Here is a 22,973-nt window from a genome sequence, read left to right on the forward strand (position 1 = left end):
AGTGTTTATGTTTAAATTCTTATTTTTTATAGTGTTTCTTTTCTTTCTGCTCGTTTTCTTATTGGGCTTTTCCTTACTGCGCGGACTGAAAAGATTCTTATTTGGAGATGGCGGAAACCAAAGACAACAAACTTACCAACGAAGAACAACCTCGCAATCTCAAAACCAAACGTATAGTTCTCGATCTCAAAACACATCGTCTTCCGATTCATACGTAAATGCTGAAGAAGTAGACAATGATCCGCCTCGTTATCGAAGACACCGGAAAGTCTACGGACGGGATGAAGGAGAATATGTGGATTATGAAGAAGTCAAATAACAATAAATAGAACTATACATAATCATAATAGCATGAAAAAGTTGTTTTCTTTCATAGCTTGTTGCTTATTGGCAGCCTGTTCATCTCATCAACCGGGTGAGATTTCCGGTTCATTATCAGGAGTTGGAAGTGACACATTAATTGTTCATTCGTTCGTTATGAATCTGGCAAGTACCGAACGTCCGAAATTATACACAGATACCGTTCCATTAGTAAACGGAAAGTTTTCATTGAACTTGGGAAATAGTACAGATTTAAGATATGTTCAAATTGGAGAATTTCCTTCCTCTAAATCCAATCCGGATGGAAGCAGACCTTCGGTGTCTATGGAAGTAATTCCTCTCGTTTTATTACCGGGAAAATCTGTAACGATTGAAGGCTCATTGCATAAATATAAATTAGGCGGCGCACCTTTCTATGAATCTTTGAATGAGTTGAATACTAAAATGGAACCGATCGTTCAAAAGATGGATTCCTTGTATTCTGCATATCGCGAGAAAACGCAGGAAGGTGCTTCTCAAGAAGAAATTCAAAAGGTTGCAGCCCAAATTGAAAAAGGACAAAAAGATATCAAGGATACTTATATCCGTTTTATAAAAGATCATGCTGATCAGGATGTGTCTGTTTATTTACTGACACATGGAGCTCTGAAAGATGATGAATTAAAGGAATTACTTGACTTGATTGCCGAACCAGTACGCAACGGCGTGATGGCACCCATGTATCAATCAATCAAACAAGCGTACGAAAAACAGGAAGAACGTCGGAAAGCACAAGAAAAGATTAAAGAAGGTGCTCCTGCTCCCGAATTCACGCTGAAAGATATTCATGGAAAGGACTTCACTCTTTCTTCCCTGAAAGGCAAATATGTCATCCTGGACTTCTGGGGAAGTTGGTGCGGATGGTGCATCAAAGGTATTCCGGATCTGAAGCAAGTTTATGAGAAATATAAGGGTCAGCTGGAAATCGTAGGAATTGACTGCAATGATACAGAAGAGAAATGGAAAGCAGCCGTTGAGAAACATGCCTTACCGTGGATTCATGTCCGCAACGAAGGTAATCCGGATGTAACTTTGCTTTACGGAATAGAAGGATTCCCAACCAAGATCATTTTGGATAAAGAGGGCAATATCGTAAAAACGGTTGTAGGAGAAGATCCTGAGTTTTACAAGCACCTGGATGCTTTAATGAAAAAATAGGATAAAAAAAGAACTCTAGAAAACGATAATAAGCAATCGAGGAGAAGCCGGCGTATGTTTGTCAATTTACGCCGGCTTCTCTTGAAAATACGCCGGCTATTCGGAGAAAGACTTACTTCCTTTTCCCTTGGAAGAAACGCCTCATTTCTTCCGCGCATTCTTCTTCCAGAATACCTTTCTTGACAACAGCTTTTGGATGAAAAGCCTGCGGTGCAAACCGGCTATATCCGCGTTTCTCATCCGATGCTCCATATACTATCGTCGACAATTGCGACCAGCCGATTGCTCCAGCACACATAATACAAGGTTCGACAGTCACATATAAGGTGCAACCCGTCAGATATTTTGCTCCCAACACATTGGTGGCTGCTGTAATGGCTAGCATTTCGGCATGTGCCGTAACATCATTCAAGCGCTCTGTCTGATTGTGTGCCCGAGCTATGATTTTTCCCTGGCAAGTAATGACGGCACCTACCGGAATCTCTCCTTCCTCGGCAGCTGCCTGCGCTTCCTGAAGTGCCTGCTTCATAAAATAGGTATCATCATAAGGATTGATCATCTTCTCATTTCATTTTCATTAAACAATGTCGGATAATCTTCTTCCAGTGTACGTAAAATATGAGACAAAATTGTCTCCCGATACCACCGTGATTTATTTTCTATCTGGTATTTATCAAGATAACGCAGCACGGTTTTATACTCATCATCATTGAGCATAAACGTAATCTTATGAATCCTGGGGTGATTCGGCTGTGCCACTGAATATTTCTTTGTCCGTTTCATGCTGCAAAAGTACAAGGCTTCGTGGAAATACAAAAGAATAATCTGTATATTTGCGAAAAACCGATTATGGCAGAAAGAAATAATACAGGAAAAGAAGGCGAATCGGAAGCTCGTGCCTATCTGGAAAAGCTAGGATATCAGATTCTACATACCAACTGGCATTTTCATCACTACGAACTGGACCTTGTGGCTGTTTACGACGGAGAATTAATTGTAGTAGAAGTTAAGACCCGTTCCGTCGGTTGCCTTTTGCCTCCCGAAGAAGCTGTCGACCGCAAGAAAATCAGACGCATCGTTGCGGCTACAGATGCTTATATCCGGTATTTCAATTATCGTCTTCCCGTTCGCTTCGATATTATTACAATGCAGAAAGAAAACGGACGCTACTCGGTCCAAGAGCATATCGAAGATGCCTTTTATGCCCCAATACACTGAACTTATTTCGGGAACAAGGCATGTTTATCCTAAAATCCCGTAGTAAATTAATTGTTTGACAGCTGTGGTAAAGCTTTATCATATATGTGGTAAAGCTTTTTGACAGATATGAAAAAGCTTTTCGACAACTGTGCTAAAGCTACTTTCTAACGGATTTTTTATATTTCTCCCCCAAAATATCGGACAGCAAATAAAAAATAATTTCATAGAACCGTACCCGATTGCCTGTTTCGGTTGTCATATAGATAAAAAGTCAAGCATGCACGACCTAACTTATGTAGAACAACAAACACGAAAAAGAATGAAACAACTTGAAATACACAGCTGGGTACGGAGTATCCTTTGCATCGCACTCTTTTTATCCTGGATTCCGTTCCTGCAGGCACAGGAAAAACGACTGATTGACCTGGAACTGAACGAAGTTCCATTGTCAACAGCCTTACGCCAGCTGGAACGTGAAGGAGGAAAGAATATCTTGTTCGTCAATGATGAAGTAGAAGCTTACCGGGTAACGGTCCGTATCCAAAAGCAGCCATTGGCGGAAGCTATCCGGTTCGTATTGAAAGACAAGCCGTTTATCTGCCTGGAACGGCAGGATTATTTCGTTGTACAACGGATGGATAAAAACAAGAAAGTAGAATATATCCAGGGAAAGGTTGTCAACGAACAAGGGCAACCTATTCCGTATGCCAATGTACTGGTCTTACATGCCGGAGATTCTACCTTTGTAAACGGTTGCGTTACGGAAGACGACGGAACATTTCTCCTACCCGATCCGTACGCCGATCATTATTTATTGCGGGTAACGTATGTAGGTTATCAGTCCCAAACGGTTACTTGCTTGGCAGAGAATTATCTGCAGATGCAGCCGCAAGAGAACCAACTGAAAGAAGTCACCGTAACGGCAACCCGCCCACTGGTAGAAAGGAAGAACGGAGCTTATCTGACACATATCACCGGCACACCGCTTTCATTGATGGGTTCAGCAGCAGATATGATCGCACATCTGCCTTTCGTGACGGGATCAGACGGGAATTATTCGGTCATCGGACGAGGTACGCCTGAGATTTATATCAACGGACGAAAGGTGCGTGACACCTCTGAGCTTTCACGTTTACAAGCCAATGAAATCCTTTCGGCAGAAATCATTACCACTCCCGGCGCCCGGTATGCGTCAGATGTCAAGGCGGTTATCCGAATCCGCACCATCCGTCAGCGCGGACAAGGACTCAGCGGTAGCTTTTATGCGGATTATAACCAAGGCCATGCAGGAAAAGGAAACGAAGGCATCACTTTGAATTACCGAACCGGCGGACTGGACATCTTTGCCAAGACTTATTTTCAGGAATCTAATTCGTATAGTACCAACCAAACTATCACCCAAATGCAGACATCTTCTCTTTGGGAAAGCCATTCGGATCAAAAAACGACCGGACGCAATAACTACTTCAACGGGGAAATCGGATTGAATTACGAACTGAACGAGAATCAGTCTCTAGGAGTACGATATGCACCGGAACAGAACATCGGCGAATATCAGAACACCTCTATCAGTTCCACCGATATGTATCGGGACGGCGTATTGGTTGACCAACTGGAATCGGATGCCCGTAATACCGGAAAGAAAGGATTGGAACATGCGGTCAATGCTTATTATACCGGGACTTTCGGGAAATGGGATATCGACTTCAATGCCGATTTCTACCAAGGGAGAAACCGAAACGAACAGATTGTCCTCAACAATGGTGAAACAGATGCCACTTCGACCAACCGGATCAAGAATCGTCTGGTTGCCGCCAAGCTGATCGCCACCACATCCGTATGGAAAGGAAATCTCTCCTTTGGAACAGAAGAAACCTGGACCGACCGCCGCGACCGTTTTGAGCAAGACGGCTTCTCGGCCGATGCCGACGACCATATCCAGCAAACCATTGCTTCTGCCTTTGCTGATTATTCCTTGGAATTAGGAACATTCAGTCTGCAAGCCGGATTACGGTATGAATACCAAAAGACGCATTATTACGAAGCAGGTATCTTTCAGCCCTCACAAAGTCCGGACTATCATCATGTCTTGCCGGTGATTTCTGTTTCCTATCGAAAAGGCGACTGGAATGCCGGTTTAGGCTTCAAGCTAAACAAAATCAATCCGGATTATACTATGCTATCAAGTGCCATTTCTTATATCAACAAGTATCAATACAGCAACGGTAATCCGCATCTGGTTCCGCAAATACATCGGAACCTTTCCTTAGATGGCGGCTGGAAATGGATCAATATCTCCCTATTTTATGATCATACGTTGGATATGTACACCTCATACCTCAAGCCTTACCATGATGAAACCCATCCGGGCGTTTCTCTTCATACAAAAGCAAGTATTCCACATACCTATGCATATGGTGGAGGAATCTACGCCAGTCCTAAAATCGGTTGTTGGCAACCCAACATCAGTGCTGATGTTTTCTGGTTTCACTCGGATGCACGTTCGTTAGGAATCGAGCAGTATTGGAACGAGCCTCAGTTTAGTTTCCGACTCGACAATAACTTCTTGCTGCCTCAAGGCTGGTATATCAACCTGACTGGAAGTATCAATACACAAGCTAGGCAGAGTTACGCCATCTTCAACCGGCAAGGAAGAGTGGATCTCCGCATCTCCAAAACATTCCTGCCGGACCAAAGTTTACAAATATCATTAGCAGGATATGACCTGTTCCGCACGGCCAAACGTACTCGTTTCGAACATATCTATGGAGACCGAACAAACACGTATGCCGACGGTTACATGGACAGCCAACGCATCGGAGTACGTGTCAGCTATAAATTCAATGCGACTAAGAGCAAGTACAAAGGTTCAGGAGCCGGACAAAGCGAGAAGAGCCGATTATAGGTTACAAGTTGACAAGGACTTGGTTACTTGAGAAAACCTTGTTAACTCGTTACCTTGTCAACTCGTCAACTAAAAAACGCTACCTTTGCCGCCGGACAGAAAACGAATGTGAATGATTTGGAAAAAGAAGACCGACGATAAGACAACCGCTTTCGAGGGTTTGTTCCGTCAGCAATACCCGCCTTTGGTACGGCATGCCACGCAGCTTTTGGGCGATCCGGAAGAAGCAAGGGATGTGGTGGGCGAAGCCATGGAACAAGCCTGGCAACGGTGGGACACATTGGCTGAAGCACAACGTGCCTCATGGCTTTTTACTACGGTCCGGCATCTGGCTCTTAACCGGCTCAAGCACAGGCAAGTAGTAACCAATCATGTGGAAGCCATCCGCGAAGCAACGGTATTCGATCTGCAAGCCCGGTATTGGGAACACGAACGTCTGCTTCGTCAAGCCGAAGCAGTTGTAGAAGCTTTAGGTGAACCCACGCGGACGATTGTACGCCTCTGCTATTTCGAGCAAAATACTTACCGGGCAGCCGCCGAAAGGCTGGGCATCAGTCCGGATACAGTCAAGAAACATATCTCCAAAGCCTTGCGTGCCTTACGTGAAGCCTTGGGGAAGAAAGGAGATGAACGATGAACGACGAAGAAAAGAACATGTATAGCGATGAAGACCTGCGTCTGCTTCAGGTATTGGGTGAGGCGGCAGGCGAGCAACCTTCGGCCGAAGAAACCGAAAAGGTATGGCAGCAATTCCGGCAACAACACCGGCAACGTCAGAACAACCGATATATATGGGCCAGCGTGGCGGCAGCCGTGGTCTGTCTCCTCGTCTTAGGCCTTCCTTTCGTTGGGGAACGGACGAACGAGCGCCCCATCGAACTCTATGCGGCCTTGGATGTACCTTCCGAAACGACAACCGTCGAAGCGGGTGATTCCATCGTTCTTTCCACACCACCGGAACAAACAGCCGAAGTCCGGCTTTCCGACGGAACACGGATTGTCTTGGGAGCCAACTCTCGTCTGGCATATCCTCGTTCGTTTGCCTTGGATGCTCCACGCGAAGTCCGCTTGTCCGGCGAAGCTCGCTTTGAAGTTGCACACGATGCCAATCATCCTTTCTGGGTAATATCAGGTGAAATGCGTACCGAAGTACTGGGAACCGTCTTCGATGTGAACGCCTATCCTGGCAGTCGTGCTCGGGTCATCTTGTACGAAGGCCATGTACGAATCGGCCATCAGCAGGAACAACTCGACATTCATCCGGGGCAACAGGCAGTATTGCAAGACAACCGCCACTTGAATATCACCAGCGTAAACCTGAAACAAGCCGGCAGTTGGACCGAAGGCCTCTTCGATTACGATAATATGCCACTGGGAGAAGTGATGAAACATATCGGCACGTGGTACAACGTCAGTATCACAGCGCAATCAGAGTCTTTCTTGGAGCGTCGCATCCATTTCCGTTTTCCTCGCACGGCTTCTCTTAACGAAGTCGTCACCGCACTGAACGATCTGGGTGTAGCCCGCATCACTTTCCATCATCAAACTTTGCAGGTAGAGAAACCCTAATCTGCTGCCTGCAAAGTCAAATTTAGACCTCTAAATGGGAATTTCGATAGTGATGAAACTCTCATTTATAGGCGGTATTTGAATACTTAGACATTTTCAATTCACCAATCGAGAAGTTGCCTTGATCACTTTATAATAATCAGATTTTACATCATCTTTATATTGAATCATTCTATATTTACCAGCTCCAACATTATAGGAACCTCCTAACCCTAAATGATCATAGGTAAAATCAACTTCTATCAAATTACTGGGTCCAGGAGTATAATCATATTGCTTAGCCGGCAATGTGTTTTTTATGAACAACATTTTAAACCCTTGATATTGATATTCTACAAAATAGGCATTATCACACTCTACGCCCAACACCTTCTCTGTCCAGCCCATACCTTTTAAACAATCAACCACAAAAAACATTTGATCATCTTTTAGTCCTGCTGAATTATAACCACAGATTACTTTTAATAATTCTCTAAAACAATCTATTTGAAAATTAAGATTTTCATACTTTGTATATAAATCCATAGCGTCATCAGGAGCAAACATGGAACATATGTCACTAACAGGTTTTCTTATTTTTTCTAAAGTTTCAAATGCAACCAAGGTATTCTTATGAACATTCGGATGTTGACAAAATGAAGCTATGGCATCATATGTCAAATCTTCTAGTTGTTGATAAGCTCCATAAGCTCTATCCTCCGAACTTTGCGAATACAAGTTCAAACATGATAATAAACAAACTAATAATATAGATAGTCGTCCTTTTATCGTCATACTACTTTCTTTTTGGCACATAAACTTTCCTCCCCTTATTATTTATATAATATTGTCCTCCTTTCGGACCTGTTTGAATAGTTTTTCCTTTTCCATATTTATAGGCCTCTCGTGAATAATCCTTTGCTCTCAGTCCTTTCTCCTTCGTATATGGATTTCGATTCGGTTTAGTAGAGAAATTATCGTGATTTGTCTTATTGGAATTAGTCTTATAATGTCCTTGGACATAGGTTCCATCTTTCTTTACATATCCTTTCTGATACCGAACAGAAGAATTTACAGATTGGGCATTAGCCACAAAAATTCCACTAACTAAAAAATTTAACAGTAAGAATAAACAAGCAAAATGTTTCATTTTCATAGGAACTTTATATTTAGATTGTTGTTAAAAATGTACGAGATATGTATCCGATATGTCCTTTTAAATTTACCTTCACGTAAAATTCCCCATCTTCAATAACTTGGATTCGTTCAGTCAAATCTGATTTCTGGAGTCTATACAGGATAAAAGAATTAGGATTTGGCATTGACCTCAAGACTAAAATATCTAACATTTTAAAATAATCTGATTTTATTTTAGCAAAACCTATAGCACTTAAATTAGTGTTTATATTAGCCCTTTGTCTTTCAACTTCCTGAGCTTGTTTTGTTTCATAATCTTTATTATACTGCCATATATCCTCGAAAAAATAAAAATAATAATCTCCCGTCTGTGCCCTCCCATTCACTATTTTTATCTCTATATCAGAAATAGACTGAGTTCCAAAATCTACTGCTGCGATTTCATTATTGTTATTTACATAAGCCTTAACCTCAACTAATAAATCCTCTTTTTGACACAACCATATAGCCTGATGCCAACCCTCTTTTATTTTATTAGGATAACGAGGATAAGAATTATATGTACTTAGTGATTTTTGAATTAATTCTCGTATTTTTATTTTCTTTTGTTTAGCCAAAGCTCCCAACTGCAATAGAGCATCATAATTTGGAGAAACATACATATTACCATAAATGGTCTGCGCCGGAGTATCATAGCGATTAACTTGTGCCTTAGAAAAAGTACTATACACAAGAAACAGAAACAGAAATAAAGATCTCATATGCAAATATTATTCCGCCCGTGTCTCCATCGTTCGGATTCTAAAACAAAAAAGAAAAGCGCGGAGACCATCGCTTATTACCACTTTGAGGCTCTGGACAGCCTATCAACAGATAATAAGACAATAGCTCCACGCCTAATGTAAGTATATAATCCACCCTTTAAGGATAGACCTATGCAAACACAGACGTAGAAACTATCTTGTCTATCATCCCTGTTGATTAGAATTGTCCAGATTCCAAAGTGGGATAATATCGAAACGCTTCTACGTTAATTCATTCAATACGTGACAAAGGTAATCTTTTTAACTGATTTTACCGAAATATCGCTGCCAATTATCTTTTCGTATTCAGATTTCTTAGTTTTACTCCATCTTTTTATTTATCAAGTTATAATACCTGATAAGGTACGCATCACCTTCCATCAGCAAACTTTGCAGGTAGAGAAACCCTGATCTGCTGCCTGCAAAGCTTGATTCTGTTCCTCTCAATCTCTGCCCAAACGACCTGCTCTGCTGGCAAAAGATAAATATCCGGAGGCAGAAACCTGTAAATTCCGGTTGAAATATCTTTCCTATATTGTGATATCTGCGCTTTATTCTCTATTTTTGTCAAAAAATAAAAAACATATGGCTGACAATATGGGGGAACATCTTTTGAACCGGATCAATTATCCGGCCGATTTGCACCAGCTTTCCGAAGAACAGCTGCCGGAAGTCTGTGCTGAATTGCGTCAATATATCATCGATGTTTTGTCGGAGAACCCGGGACATCTGGGAGCCAGCCTGGGAACCGTAGAACTGACTGTCGCCTTGCACTACGTATTTAATGCGCCGTATGATCGGATTGTCTGGGACGTAGGTCATCAGGCTTACGGACATAAAATCCTGACCGGAAGGCGGGAAGCATTTCATACATTACGTAAATTCGGTGGGATCAGTGGATTTCCTAATCCGGCAGAAAGCGAATATGACGCGTTCATTGCCGGACATGCATCCAATTCCATCTCGGCGGCCATGGGTATGGCGGTGGCTTCTGCCCTGAAACACGAAGACCGGCATGTGATTGCCGTGATTGGCGATGGAGCCATGACGGGCGGCCTTGCTTTCGAAGGATTGAATAATGCGTCGGTCAATCCCAACAACCTCTTGATTATCCTCAACGATAATAATATGGCCATCGACCACAGTGTGGGTGGACTGAGCCAATATCTGGTGGATATTACCACCAGCCAAGCATACAACAAGATGCGTTATGATGTTTATCGGGGCCTAAAGAAGATCAAACTGATCGACGACGACCGGCGGGATAATATTCTCCGTTTCAATAATAGTCTGAAAGCCCTGCTAACCCAGCAGCACAATCTGTTCGAAGGTTTCAGCATCCGCTACTTCGGTCCGGTGGATGGACACGACGTAGGTTATCTGGTCAAACTGCTGAACGACATCAAGGATATGCAGGGACCGAAACTCCTTCATATCAAGACGAAGAAGGGAAAAGGTTTCAAGCCGGCTGAGGAGTCAGCTACCGAATGGCACGCTCCGGGCCGTTTCAACAAGGAAACAGGAGAGCGTATCATTGTACACAAGCTGAATGAGCCTCAGCTCTATCAGGATGTCTTCGGGCACACGCTGGTAGAACTGGCTGAAAAGGACAAACGTATTGTAGGCATCACACCGGCCATGCCAACGGGTTGTTCCATGACATATATGATGAAGGAATTTCCAGACCGGGCCTTTGATGTCGGTATTGCCGAAGGACATGCCGTGACTTTCTCCGCCGGACTGGCAAAAGAAGGGATGATTCCTTTCTGTAACGTCTATTCCTCTTTCATGCAGCGGGCTTACGACATGGTCATTCACGATGTGGCTCTTCAGAAGTTACATCTGATTCTTTGCCTGGACCGTGCCGGACTGGTGGGAGAAGACGGAGCAACACATCATGGTGTGTTCGATCTGGCCTATTTGCGTCCGATTCCAAATCTGGTTATTTCGTCACCCCTGAATGAATGGGATTTACGAAACCTGATGTATACTGGCTATATGATTCCTGACGGACCGTTTGTAATCCGCTATCCACGTGGTAAAGGAGAGAAAAGCGACTGGCGGAATGAAATGCAAATCCTTCCCATCGGGAAAGGCAGGAAATTACGCGATGGCCATGACATTGCCGTCCTGACGATAGGCCCGATCGGTAATGAAGCCATCAAGGCGATCAACCAAGTTGAACAGGAAGGTATTTCGGTAGCTCATTATGATATGATTTATTTAAAGCCACTCGACGAAGAGTTGCTGCATGAAGTAGGGAAAAAGTTCAGCCGCGTGGTTACCATTGAGAACGGAGTCATCACCGGAGGTTTAGGCAGTGCCGTTCTGGAATTTATGGCAGATCACGGCTATACTCCCCAAGTGAAACGGATCGGTGTTCCGGATCGCTTTATTGAACATGGTTCCATACCGGAACTGTATAAACTATGTGGCATGGACGCAGACAGCATTGCCGGTGTCATCCGGCAAATGTGCACCGTATCCGACCAATGAGAAAACAACCCTTGAACACTAAGAACAAAATGAAGTATGAAAATCGTTATAGCAGGAGCCGGTGAGGTAGGAACTCACCTGGCGAAAATGTTATCTCAGGAAAATCATGATATTGTGCTGATGGATCCTAAAGAGGAACGCCTCAGCACGATGAGTTCGACAATGGAAATTCTTCCCGTTGTAGGTAATCCTACTTCCCTGAAAGATCTGGAGGAAGCAGGTATCCGAAAGACCGATTTGTTTGTGAGTGTCACACCGGAAGAAACGACCAACATTGCCGCCTGTATCCTGGCACATAGCCTGGGAGCTCATAAGACATTTGCCCGCATCAACAACTATGAGTATTTACAGCCCAAAAACAAAGAGCTCTTTGAGAAGCTGGGAATTACTTCGATGATCTACCCGGAAATGTTGGCTGCCCGCGAAATCGTCACGGCAGTCAAGCGCCCGTGGGCCCGTCAATATTGGGAACTTTTCGGCGGAGCCCTGATTCTAATTGGCGTGAAAGTCCGTGACAATGCTCAAATAGTCAATAAAATGCTTTCGGAATTGCTGATGGAACAGAAGTTCTATCACATCGTAGCCATCAAGCGAAAGAATGAAACTATCATTCCTCGTGGTAATGATCATATCGAATCGGGCGATCTCCTTTTCTTTACAACAACCAGAAACTATATAGAAGATGTACGCCTGCTGGCCGGGAAAAAGAATCCGGAAGTCAAGAAGGTGATCATCATGGGTGGCAGCCGTATCGCCTTACGTGCCTGTCAGTACTTGCCGAATAATATCCGGGTAAAAGTAATTGAGACGAACAAGGAAAAGAGTTACCGTATCGCTGAGGCGGTGCCGGGCAACGTATTAATCATTAATGGTGACGGCCGCGATATGGATCTGTTGATGCACGAAGGCATTCAGGACGCACAAGCCTTCATCGCTCTGACAGAAAACTCAAGCACGAACATATTAGCCTGCCTGGCAGCCAAACGGTTCGGTGTTTACCGGACTGTAGCCAAGATTGAGAATATCGACTATATTCCTCTGGCAGAAAGCATGGATATTGGCTCGGTCATCAACAAGAAACTGATCGCAGCCAGTCATATTTACCAATTTCTGCTGGATGCCGACGTTTCAAATGTAAAATGTCTGACCTTTGCCAATGCCGACGTAGCCGAACTGGTTGCCCGGCCGGATTCCAAGATCACGAAAAAAGCGGTACGCGACTTACGTTTGCCTCGTGACATGACGTTAGGAGGACTGATCCGAAACGGTAAACCAATGATGATTGATGGTGATACCCAGATTCAAGCCTACGACCATGTGGTTGTCTTCTGTCTGGATACAGCTATGCGCAAACTGGAAGATTACTTCAACTGATCGTAAAAGACATCGCTTATGTTGAATGTACGTTTCATATTCAAGATGCTCGGGTTGATGTTTATCCTCGAGACTTTATTCATGCTGATGGCTCTTGCCGTCGCGTTTATTTATCAAGGAGATGATGTAGAACCATTAGCCCTTTCAAGTGGCATTCTGTTCGGATTCGGTGTACTTTTCTACCTGTTTGGAATACGGGCCAACGAACATTCGGCCGGACGCCGGGAAGGAATGCTCATTGTAACACTCACCTGGACACTGCTTTCCCTTTTCGGGATGTTGCCTTTCTATTTAGGAGGTTATGTCGACAGCATTGCAGATGCCTATTTCGAAACCATGTCTGGTTTTACAACCACGGGTTCTACAATCCTCACCGATATTGAAGCCTTACCCAAAGGCGTACTTTTCTGGCGCAGCCTGACACAATGGCAAGGAGGCATGGGTATGATTGTCTTTACCGTAGCCCTGATGCCTATCTTCGGCGGTGGAGCCAGTCAGATGTTCGATGCGGAAACTCCCGGTATTACTCACGAACGGTTTCGTCCCCGAATTACCCAGGTTGCCAAACGCTTATGGGGTATTTATTTATTCTTTACCTTCTTGCTGACCGGCCTTCTCTGGATCGGACCGATGAACTTATATGATGCGATTAATCATGCCATGACCTGTATGGCCACCGGAGGATATTCCACCAAGAATGCCAGCATTGCTTATTGGAATTCGGCCTATGTTGAATATATTATTGCCATCTTCATGTGTATTGGATCAACCAACATGACTTTGATCTACTTTTTCATGAATGGTAAATTCAGGAAATTACTGAAGGATGAAGAAACCCGCTGGTTCTATTCCATCGTAGTTATTTCTACGCTCATCGTCATGGCGTGGGTTTATTTCAAAGGTATTATTACGGATCCGGAAGAAGCATTCCGTGAATCTTTCTTCCAGGTGACAACCTTGATTTCGACCTGTGGTTATGCAACTGTCGACTTTATCCCTTGGGGACCGTTCTTCTGGATGGTTGCGCTGATGCTGATGGTTGTCTGCGGTTGTGCCGGATCAACTTGTGGAGGATTCAAGATGGGACGAGTTGTGATTCTGGCGAAAAATGTAGTAAATGCCTTCAAGAAACAAACTCATCCGCACGCAGTACTTCCCGTACGTGTAAACGGACATGTTATTTCTACCGACATTGTCAATCGGGTACTGGCATTTGCTTTCATCTATATTTCCTTAATCTTTGCCACGGCATTCTTTCTGATGCTCGATGGAGCCGGATTTGAAGAAGCGGTAGGAACAGCTACTTCGGCAGTCAGCAATACCGGACCAGGTCTTGGTATTTACGGTCCTGTCGGGAACTTTTCCAGTTATTCAGATTTAAGCAAGTGGGTTTTGTCGTTTGTGATGATGACCGGACGTCTGGAAATATTCACGGTACTGACCATCCTGTTACCTGGATTCTGGAAGCAATAACAATCCTTGTCCCTGGCAACAACGAATCTGACATACAAGATAAACGAGAACCGATAGCAAAATACGTGAATTTCCAAATCGATTCTCGTTTATTTTGGAAAAGACAGAAAAACGACTGATTTTTTTGGTATAAGATATACGTTTTGAATGATTCTGCCGTTATATACTATACGATAGAATCATAAATATAACCATCGCTCGTCGGCATCCTGCTTTAAATGAATGCAAGGAAAACCTAACGGATAAAGAGAACTCGGGCGAAAGACTAAACAACTGGAATAAAGAATGATTGACTATATAAAAGGCGAAATTGCCGATTTAGCGCCAGCACGTATGGTAATGGAATGCTACGGCATAGGCTACGAAATAAACATTTCATTAACCACCTTTACGGCCTATCAGGGGAAAAAGGAGGGAAAAATCTTTGTCTATGAGGTGATTCGCGAAGATGTTCACCTGTTGTATGGATTCGCGACAGTTCTTGAACGGGAATTGTTCCTGTTGCTTACGTCCGTCTCGGGTGTCGGTCCGAATACAGCACGTATGATATTATCTTCTTTTCAGCCGACCGAACTGATTCAGGTCATCGCATCAAAGGATGAAACAGCCCTTACTTCCGTCAAAGGTATCGGACTAAAAACAGCCCAACGTATTTTGGTTGATCTGAAAAACAAAGTGAAATCGATGGAGGCATTAGCCCCGGCAGCAACCTCAAATACAAGAGCTGTTCCTCAAACAGAAGTAGCCGAAGAAGCAGTAGCAGCCCTTGTCATGTTGGGATTCCAGAAAGCGGCTTCCCAGAAAGTGGTTACGTCAATCCTCAAAAATGATCCGGCTTCTCCTGTCGAACAGGTAATCAAGTCGGCACTTAAAATGCTTTAATGAAACGAAATAGCAAATATATCATACTGGTCTGTTCGTTTATCTTGATAAGTAGCTTATGGGCCTTGAACGCAGATTTCCTGGCATCATCCCGATTCTTGCCGGAATTTGAGTTGGAAGCTCCTGCGCCCCAGGTTCCGGATACGATTCCTCCCCGGTTCCCCGTATCCAAAACAACAACGGAAGAATACCAGGATCTGCTGAAAAAGTCGCCAGCCGACCTGAAAGACCCGGAAAACATCAAGACAACCATTGAATATGATATCAAGACCGGTACTTATATTGTCCGCACCAAGTTAGGAGATATGGAATTGGGTACTCCAATGACATTAACCCCCGAAGAGTATCAGGACTATAGCATGCAGCAGTCTTTGCAATCCTATTTCCGTGAAAAGAATGCGGAAGAGTTCGAGAAGGAAGTCAACAAGAAGTTCAATATCACCGATATGCAGTTCGACTTAGGACCGGCTGAACGTATCTTCGGTAAAGGAGGCGTACGAGTAAAGACACAAGGTTCTGCCCAGTTGTCTATCGGACTGAAAACCAACAAGACGGACAACCCGTCACTCCCGATCCGTTCGCGTAAACAAACATCATTCAATTTCGACGAAGATGTGCAGCTGAATGTTCAGGCATCTGTCGGAAGTAAGGTAAATTTCGGTATGAACTACAATACTGAAACCTCTTTCGACTTCGACTCTAAGCAGTTAAAACTGGCTTATACGGGAGAAGAAGATGAGATTATCAAGTCGATCGAAGCCGGAAATGTCAGTATGACAACCAGTAATTCGCTGATCAATGGTGGAGCAGCGTTGTTCGGTATGAAGGCAGATCTGCAATTCGGGAAGTTACGTGTTAACGCTTTACTCGCCCAACAGGAATCCGAATCCAAAACGGTCAATTCCAAAGGTGGCGTACAGACGAAACCATTTGAAATTACGATCGACAACTACGATGAGAACCGTCACTTCTTCATTGCCCAATATTTCCGCGACCGGTATGACCAGGCACTGGAGAAATTGCCCCGTGTCAATTCAGCCGTTACTATCAACCGTGTGGAAGTCTGGGTAACCAATAAACAGGGGAATTATGATCAGGCCCGCAACATTGTCGCCTTTTCCGATTTAGGAGAAAACAGACACATCAGTAATCCTCAGTTTTCTCCGCAAGGAAGTTCTGAATTACCGAGTAACGAGTCAAATACTTTATATCAGACGATTGTTAACAGCTATCCGGATGCCCGTGAGATCAGTAAAGTAACCCAGACTTTCAATGGTGTGCTGGAAGGCGGACGTGATTACGAGAAAATAGAAAGTGCCCGCTTATTGAATGAGTCTGAATATACCATTAACAAACAGCTTGGATACATTTCTTTAAACACCCAGCTACAGCCGGACGATATTTTGGCCATTGCCTACGAATATACCAGCGGCGGAAAAGTATATCAGGTGGGAGAATTTTCGAGTGATAATACCAACAATACAACCACCTGTCTGTACCTGAAGTTATTGAAAGGCTCCAACATGTCACCGAAAATGCCTTTCTGGGACTTGATGATGAAAAACGTCTATTCTCTGAATGCCTATTCGGTCCAGAAAGAGAAATTCCAGTTAAACATCTTATATCAGAACGATACTGTAGGTACTGCCGTCAATTATATATCGGAAGGAGCTATCAAAGATCAGATTCTGTTGAAAGTCATGAACTTGGACCGTTTGAATTCACAAGAAGAAGCTCACTCGGATGGTTTCTTCGACTTTGTAGACGGTTATACCATCATGGCGGATAAAGGTAAGATCGTCTTCCCGGTGGTGGAACCTTTCGGCTCACATCTCCGCAAGAAAATCGGGAATGATGCCATAGCTGATAAGTATGTCTTCCAGGAATTGTATGATTCTACCCTGACTGCTGCCCGCCAGATTGCTGAAAAGAACAAGTTTATCCTGCAAGGTGAATACAAGGCCTCATCAGGAGCAGAAATACAACTCGAAGCAACCAATGTGGCAAGAGGTTCGGTAAAAGTAACAGCCGGAGGAGCTGTGCTGACGGAAAATGTAGATTATACAGTCGATTATGCTTCAGGTATCGTTACCATTCTGAATGAAAATATTATATCAAGTGGTACTCCTGTCAGTGTAAGTCTTGAAAACCAATCGACTTACAATATGCAACGAAAGACAATGATGGGTGTTGACCTGAACTATCAGTTTACTCCTGATTTCAGTTTAGGAGCCACCCTGATGCATATGTCAGAAATGCCGCTGACGACTAAAACGGTTATGGGAGACGAATCGGTGAAGAATACGTTATGGGGATTAAATGCTTCGTATAAAGGAGAAAGTCAATGGCTGACAAATATGCTGGACAAGTTGCCGTTGCTCACTTTAACGAAGCCCAGTCAGATTGCCTTTAATGCTGAATTTGCCCAGTTAATTGCCGGTCATTACGAGAATGATTATACAGGCCAGTATTCTTATCTGGATGATTTCGAATCAACCCAGAGTACAATCGATTTGCTGAATCCTTATCCCTGGAACTTAGCAAGTACGCCGTATGATGATGCGGCCACGGCTCTCTTCCCGGAAGCCAGCAGAATCAACGATGTGGAATACGGAAAGAATCGTGCGTTGATGGCCTGGTATTATGTAGATGGAATCTTTACCCGTAAAAACTCCCGTTCATTGCCGAGTCATATTACGAAAGATGACTTGTCGAATCACTATGTACGAGCTGTCCAGACAACCGAATTGTTCCCGAACCGGGATATCAGTATCAATGAAGACAATCAGTTGTCTGTATTGAACGTCGCTTATTATCCCAATGAACGCGGTCCGTATAACCTAGATGCACAAGGTGTTAATTCGGACGGTACATTGACAAACCCCGAAAAACGCTGGGGCGGTATTATGAGAAAGATCGATCAGGTTGATTTCGAGACAGCGAATATCGAATACATCGAATTCTGGTTAATGGATCCTTTCATCTATAATGCCAATACAGCGCAAGGAGGTGATTTGTATTTCAACTTGGGAGATATTTCCGAAGATATCCTGAAAGATGAAAAGAAGTTCTTCGAGAACGGTCTTCCGGTAGACGGAGATATGAGTCAGGTTGACACCACCGTCTGGGGTAAAGTTCCGAAACAGCAAAGTACTGTGTATGCTTTCGATAATACGTCTGGCGCCAGAAGCTTGCAGGATGTCGGATTAAACGGTCTGTCATCTGAAGAAGAATTGAACTTCCCGACTTATCAGCAATTCTTGTCGGAACTGACACCCCGGCTTTCTGCTGAAACACTGGAGAAAATGACAAGCGATCCGCTGTCTGTCCTGAATAACCCATCTGGAGATAAGTTCCATTATTTCCGTGGTTCAGACTATGATGCACAGCAACTGGACATCCTGAGCCGATACAAACGATATAATGGTACGGAAGGAAACTCGGAAGAATCAACGGAAGCATACAACACGGCTTCCCGGACAACGCCTGATGTAGAAGACCTGAATCAGGACAATACATTAAATACAAACGAGAAGTATTTTGAATACAAGATCTCGCTTCGTCCGAAAGATATGCAGGTTGGATCGAATTATATCGTCAATATCCAACCGGTATCAGTTCCTTTAGCAAACGGAACAACCGAAAATATTAACTGGTATCAGTTTAAAGTGCCTATTAAGCAATACCAACGTAAGGTCGGCTCCATCGAAGACTTCAAGACAATCCGCTTTATGCGTATGTATATGACCAACTTCAAGGAATCAACCATTCTCCGTTTTGGTACTTTTGAACTGGTTCGAGGTGAATGGCGTACGTACGAAGGTGATCTTTCTAATTCAAATGTACCTGTAGCCGATGGAACCTTAGAGGTCTCTACGGTAAACATTGAAGAGAACAGCAAGAGAACTCCGGTCAACTATGTATTGCCGCCGGGCGTATCTCGTATGCGCGACCCAAGTCAACCGCAGATCCGACAAGAGAATGAGCAGTCTTTGTCATTAAAGGTTACTAACTTAGCTTCTCAGGATGCATTGGCCGTTTATAAGAGTACCAGTTACGATTTGCGTCAATACAAACGGATGCAATTATTCAGCCACGCCGAAGCATTCATCAATGATGCAACAGCATTAGCCGATGGTGAACTATCCGTCTTCTTGCGTTTGGGTTCAGACTATAAGAACAATTACTACGAATATGAAGTTCCTCTGAAACTGACTCCTGCAGGTACGTATAGCGATGGTTCGGAAACCGTATGGCCGTCTCAGAACTTATTGGACATTCAATTAGAGACACTGACCAACTTAAAGCTGAACCGGAACCGGGCCAAACGACAAGGCCAGAGCGGAGTAACTTATCAGACGGTTTATTCGGAATATGATCCGAACAATACCCGTAATAAAATCAGCATCGTGGGTAACCCAAGTCTGGCTGAAGTGAAAGTGATCATGATCGGTGTCCGGAATAATTCGCGTGAGGCCAAGAATGCTGAAATCTGGGTAAACGAATTACGTCTGACCGACTTCAACGAAGAAGGCGGCTGGGCTGCTAATGCTTCTTTGAATGTTGCCTTATCAGATCTGGGTACAGTCAACTTTGCCGGACGCGTCGAAACGGCAGGTTTCGGAGCGTTGGATCAATCGGTCAATGAAAGACGATTGGACGACTACTCTCAATACAGTGTTTCTACTTCGTTGGAGTTAGGTAAATTCTTCCCCGAAAAAGCCAAGGTAAGCATTCCTTTCTATTATGCTTATTCTAAGGAGACAACGACTCCGAAGTATGATCCGTTAAATCAGGATATCAAGATGAAGGATGCTTTGGATAACGTAGAGACACAGGCTGAAAAAGATTCTATCAAGAATTATTCGATTGACCGGACGACTATCAAGAGCGTGTCATTTAATAATGTCCACGTAGATGTGCAGAGCAAGAATCCGATGCCGTATGATCCGGCTAACTTCTCGCTCAGCTATTCTTATAGCGAGAATAGTAAACAGAATCCGGAAACGGAATATGAACGGACTAAAGACTGGAATGGTAGCTTTGCTTATACCTATACACCGTATGCGAAACCATTCCGTCCTTTCCAGAAACTGAAGCAGAACAACGGATATACCAAATATCTCAAACAGTTCTCGTTGAATTATCTGCCTTCGAACATCAGTTTCCAGACAACATTGATGCGTAATTATTACGAATTACAGCTGCGCGATCTGACCAGCCAGCAATATACCGGAGGAAAGAATAATATTCCGGTTTCATTCAGTCAGGAGTTTTATTGGGACCGGGCTTTCAGCTTACGCTGGGACTTTACCAATAACCTGTCGGTTAATTTCACGTCAGGAACGAATGCCCGTATCGAGGAACCGTATGTACAAGTCAACAAGCAATTGAATCCGGACGGATATAAAGTGTGGAAAGACTCGGTGATGCAAAGTATCAAAGATCTGGGTACGCCGCTGAAATACGACCAGCAGTTTACAGTAACCTGGAATCTTCCACTGCAATATATTCCGGTACTCGACTGGGTGAACAGTTCGGTTACTTATGACGCTACCTACAACTGGGAACGAAGCGCTGAAATTGAAGGAGACGATCCGATTGGTAATGTAGTCAAGAATCAGCGTCAGATTAACGGACAAATGAACCTGAACTTGCAGAGCCTGTATAACAAGAACAAGTATCTGAAGAAGATCAACCAGAAGTTCAATACGTCTTCACGCAATAACAACCAGAAGAAGAAAGTGAAGAAAGAGGTAAAGCTGGAGAAAGACATCGTCCTGAATCCGGATAGTGGAACCATCGTACAGCACGGTATGTTTACCAAGAAACTGCGTATTACGGCGCGTGGAGCCGACGGTAAAGTATATGCCATCAAATTCAAGCCGATTAATTATGCACAGGTGATGATTCTCAACAAAGATACGGCACATCTGAAACTGACTATCAAGCCAGGTCCTTCGGGTAGTGAGGAAATGTGGAACAAATCTATTGAATATGCGACCCGCTTCGCCATGATGTTAAGACGTATCAACATTCAATATACAACCAGCGACGGTATGATGCTGCCGGGCTTCTTGCCGGAAGTAGGCGACATGTTCGGACAGTCGCGCTCCAGCATCGGCATGGCTCCTGGACTGGGCTTTGCTTTCGGAGGTGTAAATCGCAGTTATATCGACTATGCCAACGACCGTGGCTGGCTGATCACCAATGATTCGACGAACATCACACCGGCAATGATCAGCAATGCCCGTAATTTGAATATCAATGCAACTTTGGAACCGATTCCTGGGTTGAAGATCGACTTGAATGCCAACCGGGTTGACACCCGAAATACAGAGGTTCAGTTCATGTATGCGGGCATGCCCGAAACATATAGTGGTAACTTCACAATGACAACCATTGCATTGGGCGGCTCGTTAGGAGGCGGCGGAAGCGCAGATAATAATTATGCGTCCAAGAGATTCGATAATTTCTTGGCTTATCGGGAGATCATCGCTTCCCGAATGGAAAATGCCTACGCACGGACTTCCTATCCGAATTCCGGATTCATTGAAGGAACGGCTTTGGCAAACCGTCCGTATAATCCGGACAATGGTAACGTCAGTCTTAATTCGGCAGATGTTTTGATTCCGGCCTTCTTGGCAGCTTATACCGGAAAAGACCCGTCGAAGGTAGAACTCTCGGCTTTCCCGTCGATCCGCAGTCTGCTTCCGAACTGGAGAATTACTTATAACGGCCTTACCAAGATTCCGCTTTTACAGCGGTATTTCAAGGATATCACCTTGAGTCATCAGTACAAGGCATCGTATAGTGTAGGTTCATTCTCATCCTTCCTCAACTGGGTAGATGCCGGACAAGACGGATTGGGTTATGTTCGTAGTGTATTGACAGGGAATCCGACTCCTTCTTCGCCTTATGATATCTCGGCAGTCAGCATCACCGACGGCTTCAGTCCGCTGTTGGGTGTAGATGCCACGGCGCTGAATAATATCACCGGTAAAGTAGAATATCGTACAACTCGGAACTTAAACCTGAACATCTCGTCATATCAGCTGGTAGAATCCAACTCCAACGAGTTTGTCATCGGTTTAGGATATAAGTTTGTTGAGTTCAACAAAGTCTTGAAGATGAAGAAAACCCAGAACTTCAGCAACGACTTGACCGTAAGTCTCGACTTCTCATACCGGAAGACGCAGTCGCTGATTCGTAAGATTGAAGAACAGTTCACGCAGGCAACCAGTGGTAACATTGCCAAGACCATTCAGTTCTCTGCCGATTACGGGTTGAGCCGAGCCTTGACGCTGCGAGCCTTCTACGACTTACAAATCAACAAGCCGTTAGTATCAAGCGAGTCCTATCCGACTTCCAATTCCAATTACGGAATCAGTCTCCGGTTCTCGCTGGCACAATAAAAAAGAAAACCAACGAATATCCAAAATGATTCTCGTGAGTTTCATTTTCAATATTCGTTGGTTTTGTTTTTCAAGTCCTTTACCTTTTCACAAAAACCTGCCTACCTTTTCTCTAATATACGCCGGCTTTTGAGTAAAAGACGCCGGCTATTCATCAAAATACGCCGGCTATTTTCAGCTCTCCTAATACGCTGTAAATCAATACTCATTAAAACCATTTTA

The 22,973-nt window shown here is 44.0% G+C and carries 16 protein-coding genes; 11 read left to right on the top strand and 5 right to left on the bottom strand.

Going from position 1 to position 22,973, the window contains the following annotated elements:
* Positions 1 to 7: 7 nt before the first annotated feature.
* Positions 8 to 319: a DUF4834 family protein gene (locus NEE14_RS10405; protein WP_251967916.1), complete on the top strand. Its 312-nt coding sequence runs from the start codon at positions 8 to 10 to the stop codon at positions 317 to 319.
* 32 nt (positions 320 to 351) lie between these two features.
* Entirely contained in the window at positions 352 to 1,518 is a 1,167-nt protein-coding gene (locus tag NEE14_RS10410) for a redoxin domain-containing protein (protein ID WP_251967915.1), read from the top strand.
* A gap of 112 nt (positions 1,519 to 1,630) precedes the next feature.
* Here the strand turns inward: NEE14_RS10410 and NEE14_RS10415 are convergent, their stop codons facing one another.
* Both NEE14_RS10415 and NEE14_RS10420 read right to left on the bottom strand, forming a co-directional pair.
* Positions 1,631 to 2,077 (bottom strand): nucleoside deaminase, encoded by a 447-nt coding sequence (locus NEE14_RS10415; RefSeq protein ID WP_251967914.1) that lies wholly within the window; start codon positions 2,075 to 2,077, stop codon positions 1,631 to 1,633.
* Positions 2,074 to 2,301 carry a hypothetical protein gene (locus tag NEE14_RS10420; RefSeq protein WP_251967913.1) on the bottom strand — a complete coding sequence of 76 codons (228 nt, stop codon included), beginning with the start codon at positions 2,299 to 2,301 and terminating at the stop codon, positions 2,074 to 2,076. The genes NEE14_RS10415 and NEE14_RS10420 overlap by 4 nt, the downstream gene beginning before the upstream one ends.
* A gap of 66 nt (positions 2,302 to 2,367) precedes the next feature.
* Here NEE14_RS10420 and NEE14_RS10425 point away from each other — a divergent pair, with 66 nt between their 5' ends.
* From NEE14_RS10425 to NEE14_RS10440, 4 genes are all read left to right on the top strand, one after another.
* On the top strand, positions 2,368 to 2,736 hold the full coding sequence (locus NEE14_RS10425) for a YraN family protein (RefSeq protein WP_251967912.1): 369 nt from the start codon (positions 2,368 to 2,370) through the stop codon (positions 2,734 to 2,736).
* Positions 2,737 to 3,037: 301 nt separating this feature from the next.
* Positions 3,038 to 5,623, top strand: a complete 2,586-nt coding sequence (locus NEE14_RS10430) for an outer membrane beta-barrel protein (RefSeq protein WP_251967911.1) — start codon at positions 3,038 to 3,040, stop codon at positions 5,621 to 5,623.
* 112 nt (positions 5,624 to 5,735) lie between these two features.
* Positions 5,736 to 6,260, top strand: a complete 525-nt coding sequence (locus NEE14_RS10435) for a sigma-70 family RNA polymerase sigma factor (protein ID WP_251967910.1) — start codon at positions 5,736 to 5,738, stop codon at positions 6,258 to 6,260.
* Complete coding sequence (locus NEE14_RS10440; RefSeq protein ID WP_251967909.1) at positions 6,257 to 7,192, top strand: FecR family protein; 936 nt, start codon at positions 6,257 to 6,259, stop codon at positions 7,190 to 7,192. The genes NEE14_RS10435 and NEE14_RS10440 overlap by 4 nt, the downstream gene beginning before the upstream one ends.
* Before the next feature lie 96 nt (positions 7,193 to 7,288).
* Here NEE14_RS10440 and NEE14_RS10445 read toward each other — a convergent pair whose 3' ends face one another.
* Genes NEE14_RS10445 through NEE14_RS10455 form a run of 3 tightly spaced genes read right to left on the bottom strand, consistent with a single transcriptional unit; the run spans position 7,289 to position 9,069 of the window.
* The gene (locus tag NEE14_RS10445; protein WP_251967908.1) at positions 7,289 to 7,966 is read right to left on the bottom strand and encodes a hypothetical protein; all 678 of its coding nucleotides are present in this window, start codon (positions 7,964 to 7,966) and stop codon (positions 7,289 to 7,291) included.
* A gap of 1 nt (position 7,967) precedes the next feature.
* Complete coding sequence (locus NEE14_RS10450; protein ID WP_243323796.1) at positions 7,968 to 8,327, bottom strand: hypothetical protein; 360 nt, start codon at positions 8,325 to 8,327, stop codon at positions 7,968 to 7,970.
* 13 nt (positions 8,328 to 8,340) lie between these two features.
* Complete coding sequence (locus NEE14_RS10455; protein ID WP_251967907.1) at positions 8,341 to 9,069, bottom strand: hypothetical protein; 729 nt, start codon at positions 9,067 to 9,069, stop codon at positions 8,341 to 8,343.
* A 627-nt stretch (positions 9,070 to 9,696) separates the two neighbouring features.
* Between NEE14_RS10455 and dxs the strand changes: the two genes are divergently transcribed.
* The 5 genes from dxs (at position 9,697) to sprA (ending at position 22,751) form a co-directional block, all read left to right on the top strand.
* Positions 9,697 to 11,607, top strand: coding sequence for a 1-deoxy-D-xylulose-5-phosphate synthase (dxs, locus tag NEE14_RS10460; RefSeq protein WP_251967906.1), 1,911 nt, complete (start codon positions 9,697 to 9,699; stop codon positions 11,605 to 11,607).
* Positions 11,608 to 11,643: 36 nt separating this feature from the next.
* The gene (trkA, locus tag NEE14_RS10465; protein WP_251967905.1) at positions 11,644 to 12,981 is read left to right on the top strand and encodes a Trk system potassium transporter TrkA; all 1,338 of its coding nucleotides are present in this window, start codon (positions 11,644 to 11,646) and stop codon (positions 12,979 to 12,981) included.
* Between the two features lie 18 nt (positions 12,982 to 12,999).
* Positions 13,000 to 14,454, top strand: coding sequence for a TrkH family potassium uptake protein (locus tag NEE14_RS10470; protein ID WP_251967904.1), 1,455 nt, complete (start codon positions 13,000 to 13,002; stop codon positions 14,452 to 14,454).
* Positions 14,455 to 14,739: 285 nt separating this feature from the next.
* Positions 14,740 to 15,336 (top strand): Holliday junction branch migration protein RuvA, encoded by a 597-nt coding sequence (ruvA, locus tag NEE14_RS10475; protein WP_251967903.1) that lies wholly within the window; start codon positions 14,740 to 14,742, stop codon positions 15,334 to 15,336.
* Positions 15,336 to 22,751 carry a cell surface protein SprA gene (gene sprA, locus NEE14_RS10480; RefSeq protein ID WP_251967902.1) on the top strand — a complete coding sequence of 2,472 codons (7,416 nt, stop codon included), beginning with the start codon at positions 15,336 to 15,338 and terminating at the stop codon, positions 22,749 to 22,751. The genes ruvA and sprA overlap by 1 nt, the downstream gene beginning before the upstream one ends.
* Positions 22,752 to 22,973: the final 222 nt, after the last annotated feature.

The organism is Parabacteroides sp. AD58 (assembly GCF_023744375.2).
In the GTDB taxonomy this organism is placed as follows: domain Bacteria; phylum Bacteroidota; class Bacteroidia; order Bacteroidales; family Tannerellaceae; genus Parabacteroides; species Parabacteroides absconsus.

Coding starts and splice junctions, on each gene's coding strand:
- NEE14_RS10405 (WP_251967916.1), top strand. CDS start 8: ATGTTTAAATTCTTATTTTTTATAGTGTTTCTTTTCTTTCTGCTCGTT.
- NEE14_RS10410 (WP_251967915.1), top strand. CDS start 352: ATGAAAAAGTTGTTTTCTTTCATAGCTTGTTGCTTATTGGCAGCCTGT.
- NEE14_RS10415 (WP_251967914.1), bottom strand. CDS start 2,077: ATGATCAATCCTTATGATGATACCTATTTTATGAAGCAGGCACTTCAG.
- NEE14_RS10420 (WP_251967913.1), bottom strand. CDS start 2,301: ATGAAACGGACAAAGAAATATTCAGTGGCACAGCCGAATCACCCCAGG.
- NEE14_RS10425 (WP_251967912.1), top strand. CDS start 2,368: ATGGCAGAAAGAAATAATACAGGAAAAGAAGGCGAATCGGAAGCTCGT.
- NEE14_RS10430 (WP_251967911.1), top strand. CDS start 3,038: ATGAAACAACTTGAAATACACAGCTGGGTACGGAGTATCCTTTGCATC.
- NEE14_RS10435 (WP_251967910.1), top strand. CDS start 5,736: ATGATTTGGAAAAAGAAGACCGACGATAAGACAACCGCTTTCGAGGGT.
- NEE14_RS10440 (WP_251967909.1), top strand. CDS start 6,257: ATGAACGACGAAGAAAAGAACATGTATAGCGATGAAGACCTGCGTCTG.
- NEE14_RS10445 (WP_251967908.1), bottom strand. CDS start 7,966: ATGACGATAAAAGGACGACTATCTATATTATTAGTTTGTTTATTATCA.
- NEE14_RS10450 (WP_243323796.1), bottom strand. CDS start 8,327: ATGAAAATGAAACATTTTGCTTGTTTATTCTTACTGTTAAATTTTTTA.
- NEE14_RS10455 (WP_251967907.1), bottom strand. CDS start 9,069: ATGAGATCTTTATTTCTGTTTCTGTTTCTTGTGTATAGTACTTTTTCT.
- dxs (WP_251967906.1), top strand. CDS start 9,697: ATGGCTGACAATATGGGGGAACATCTTTTGAACCGGATCAATTATCCG.
- trkA (WP_251967905.1), top strand. CDS start 11,644: ATGAAAATCGTTATAGCAGGAGCCGGTGAGGTAGGAACTCACCTGGCG.
- NEE14_RS10470 (WP_251967904.1), top strand. CDS start 13,000: ATGTTGAATGTACGTTTCATATTCAAGATGCTCGGGTTGATGTTTATC.
- ruvA (WP_251967903.1), top strand. CDS start 14,740: ATGATTGACTATATAAAAGGCGAAATTGCCGATTTAGCGCCAGCACGT.
- sprA (WP_251967902.1), top strand. CDS start 15,336: ATGAAACGAAATAGCAAATATATCATACTGGTCTGTTCGTTTATCTTG.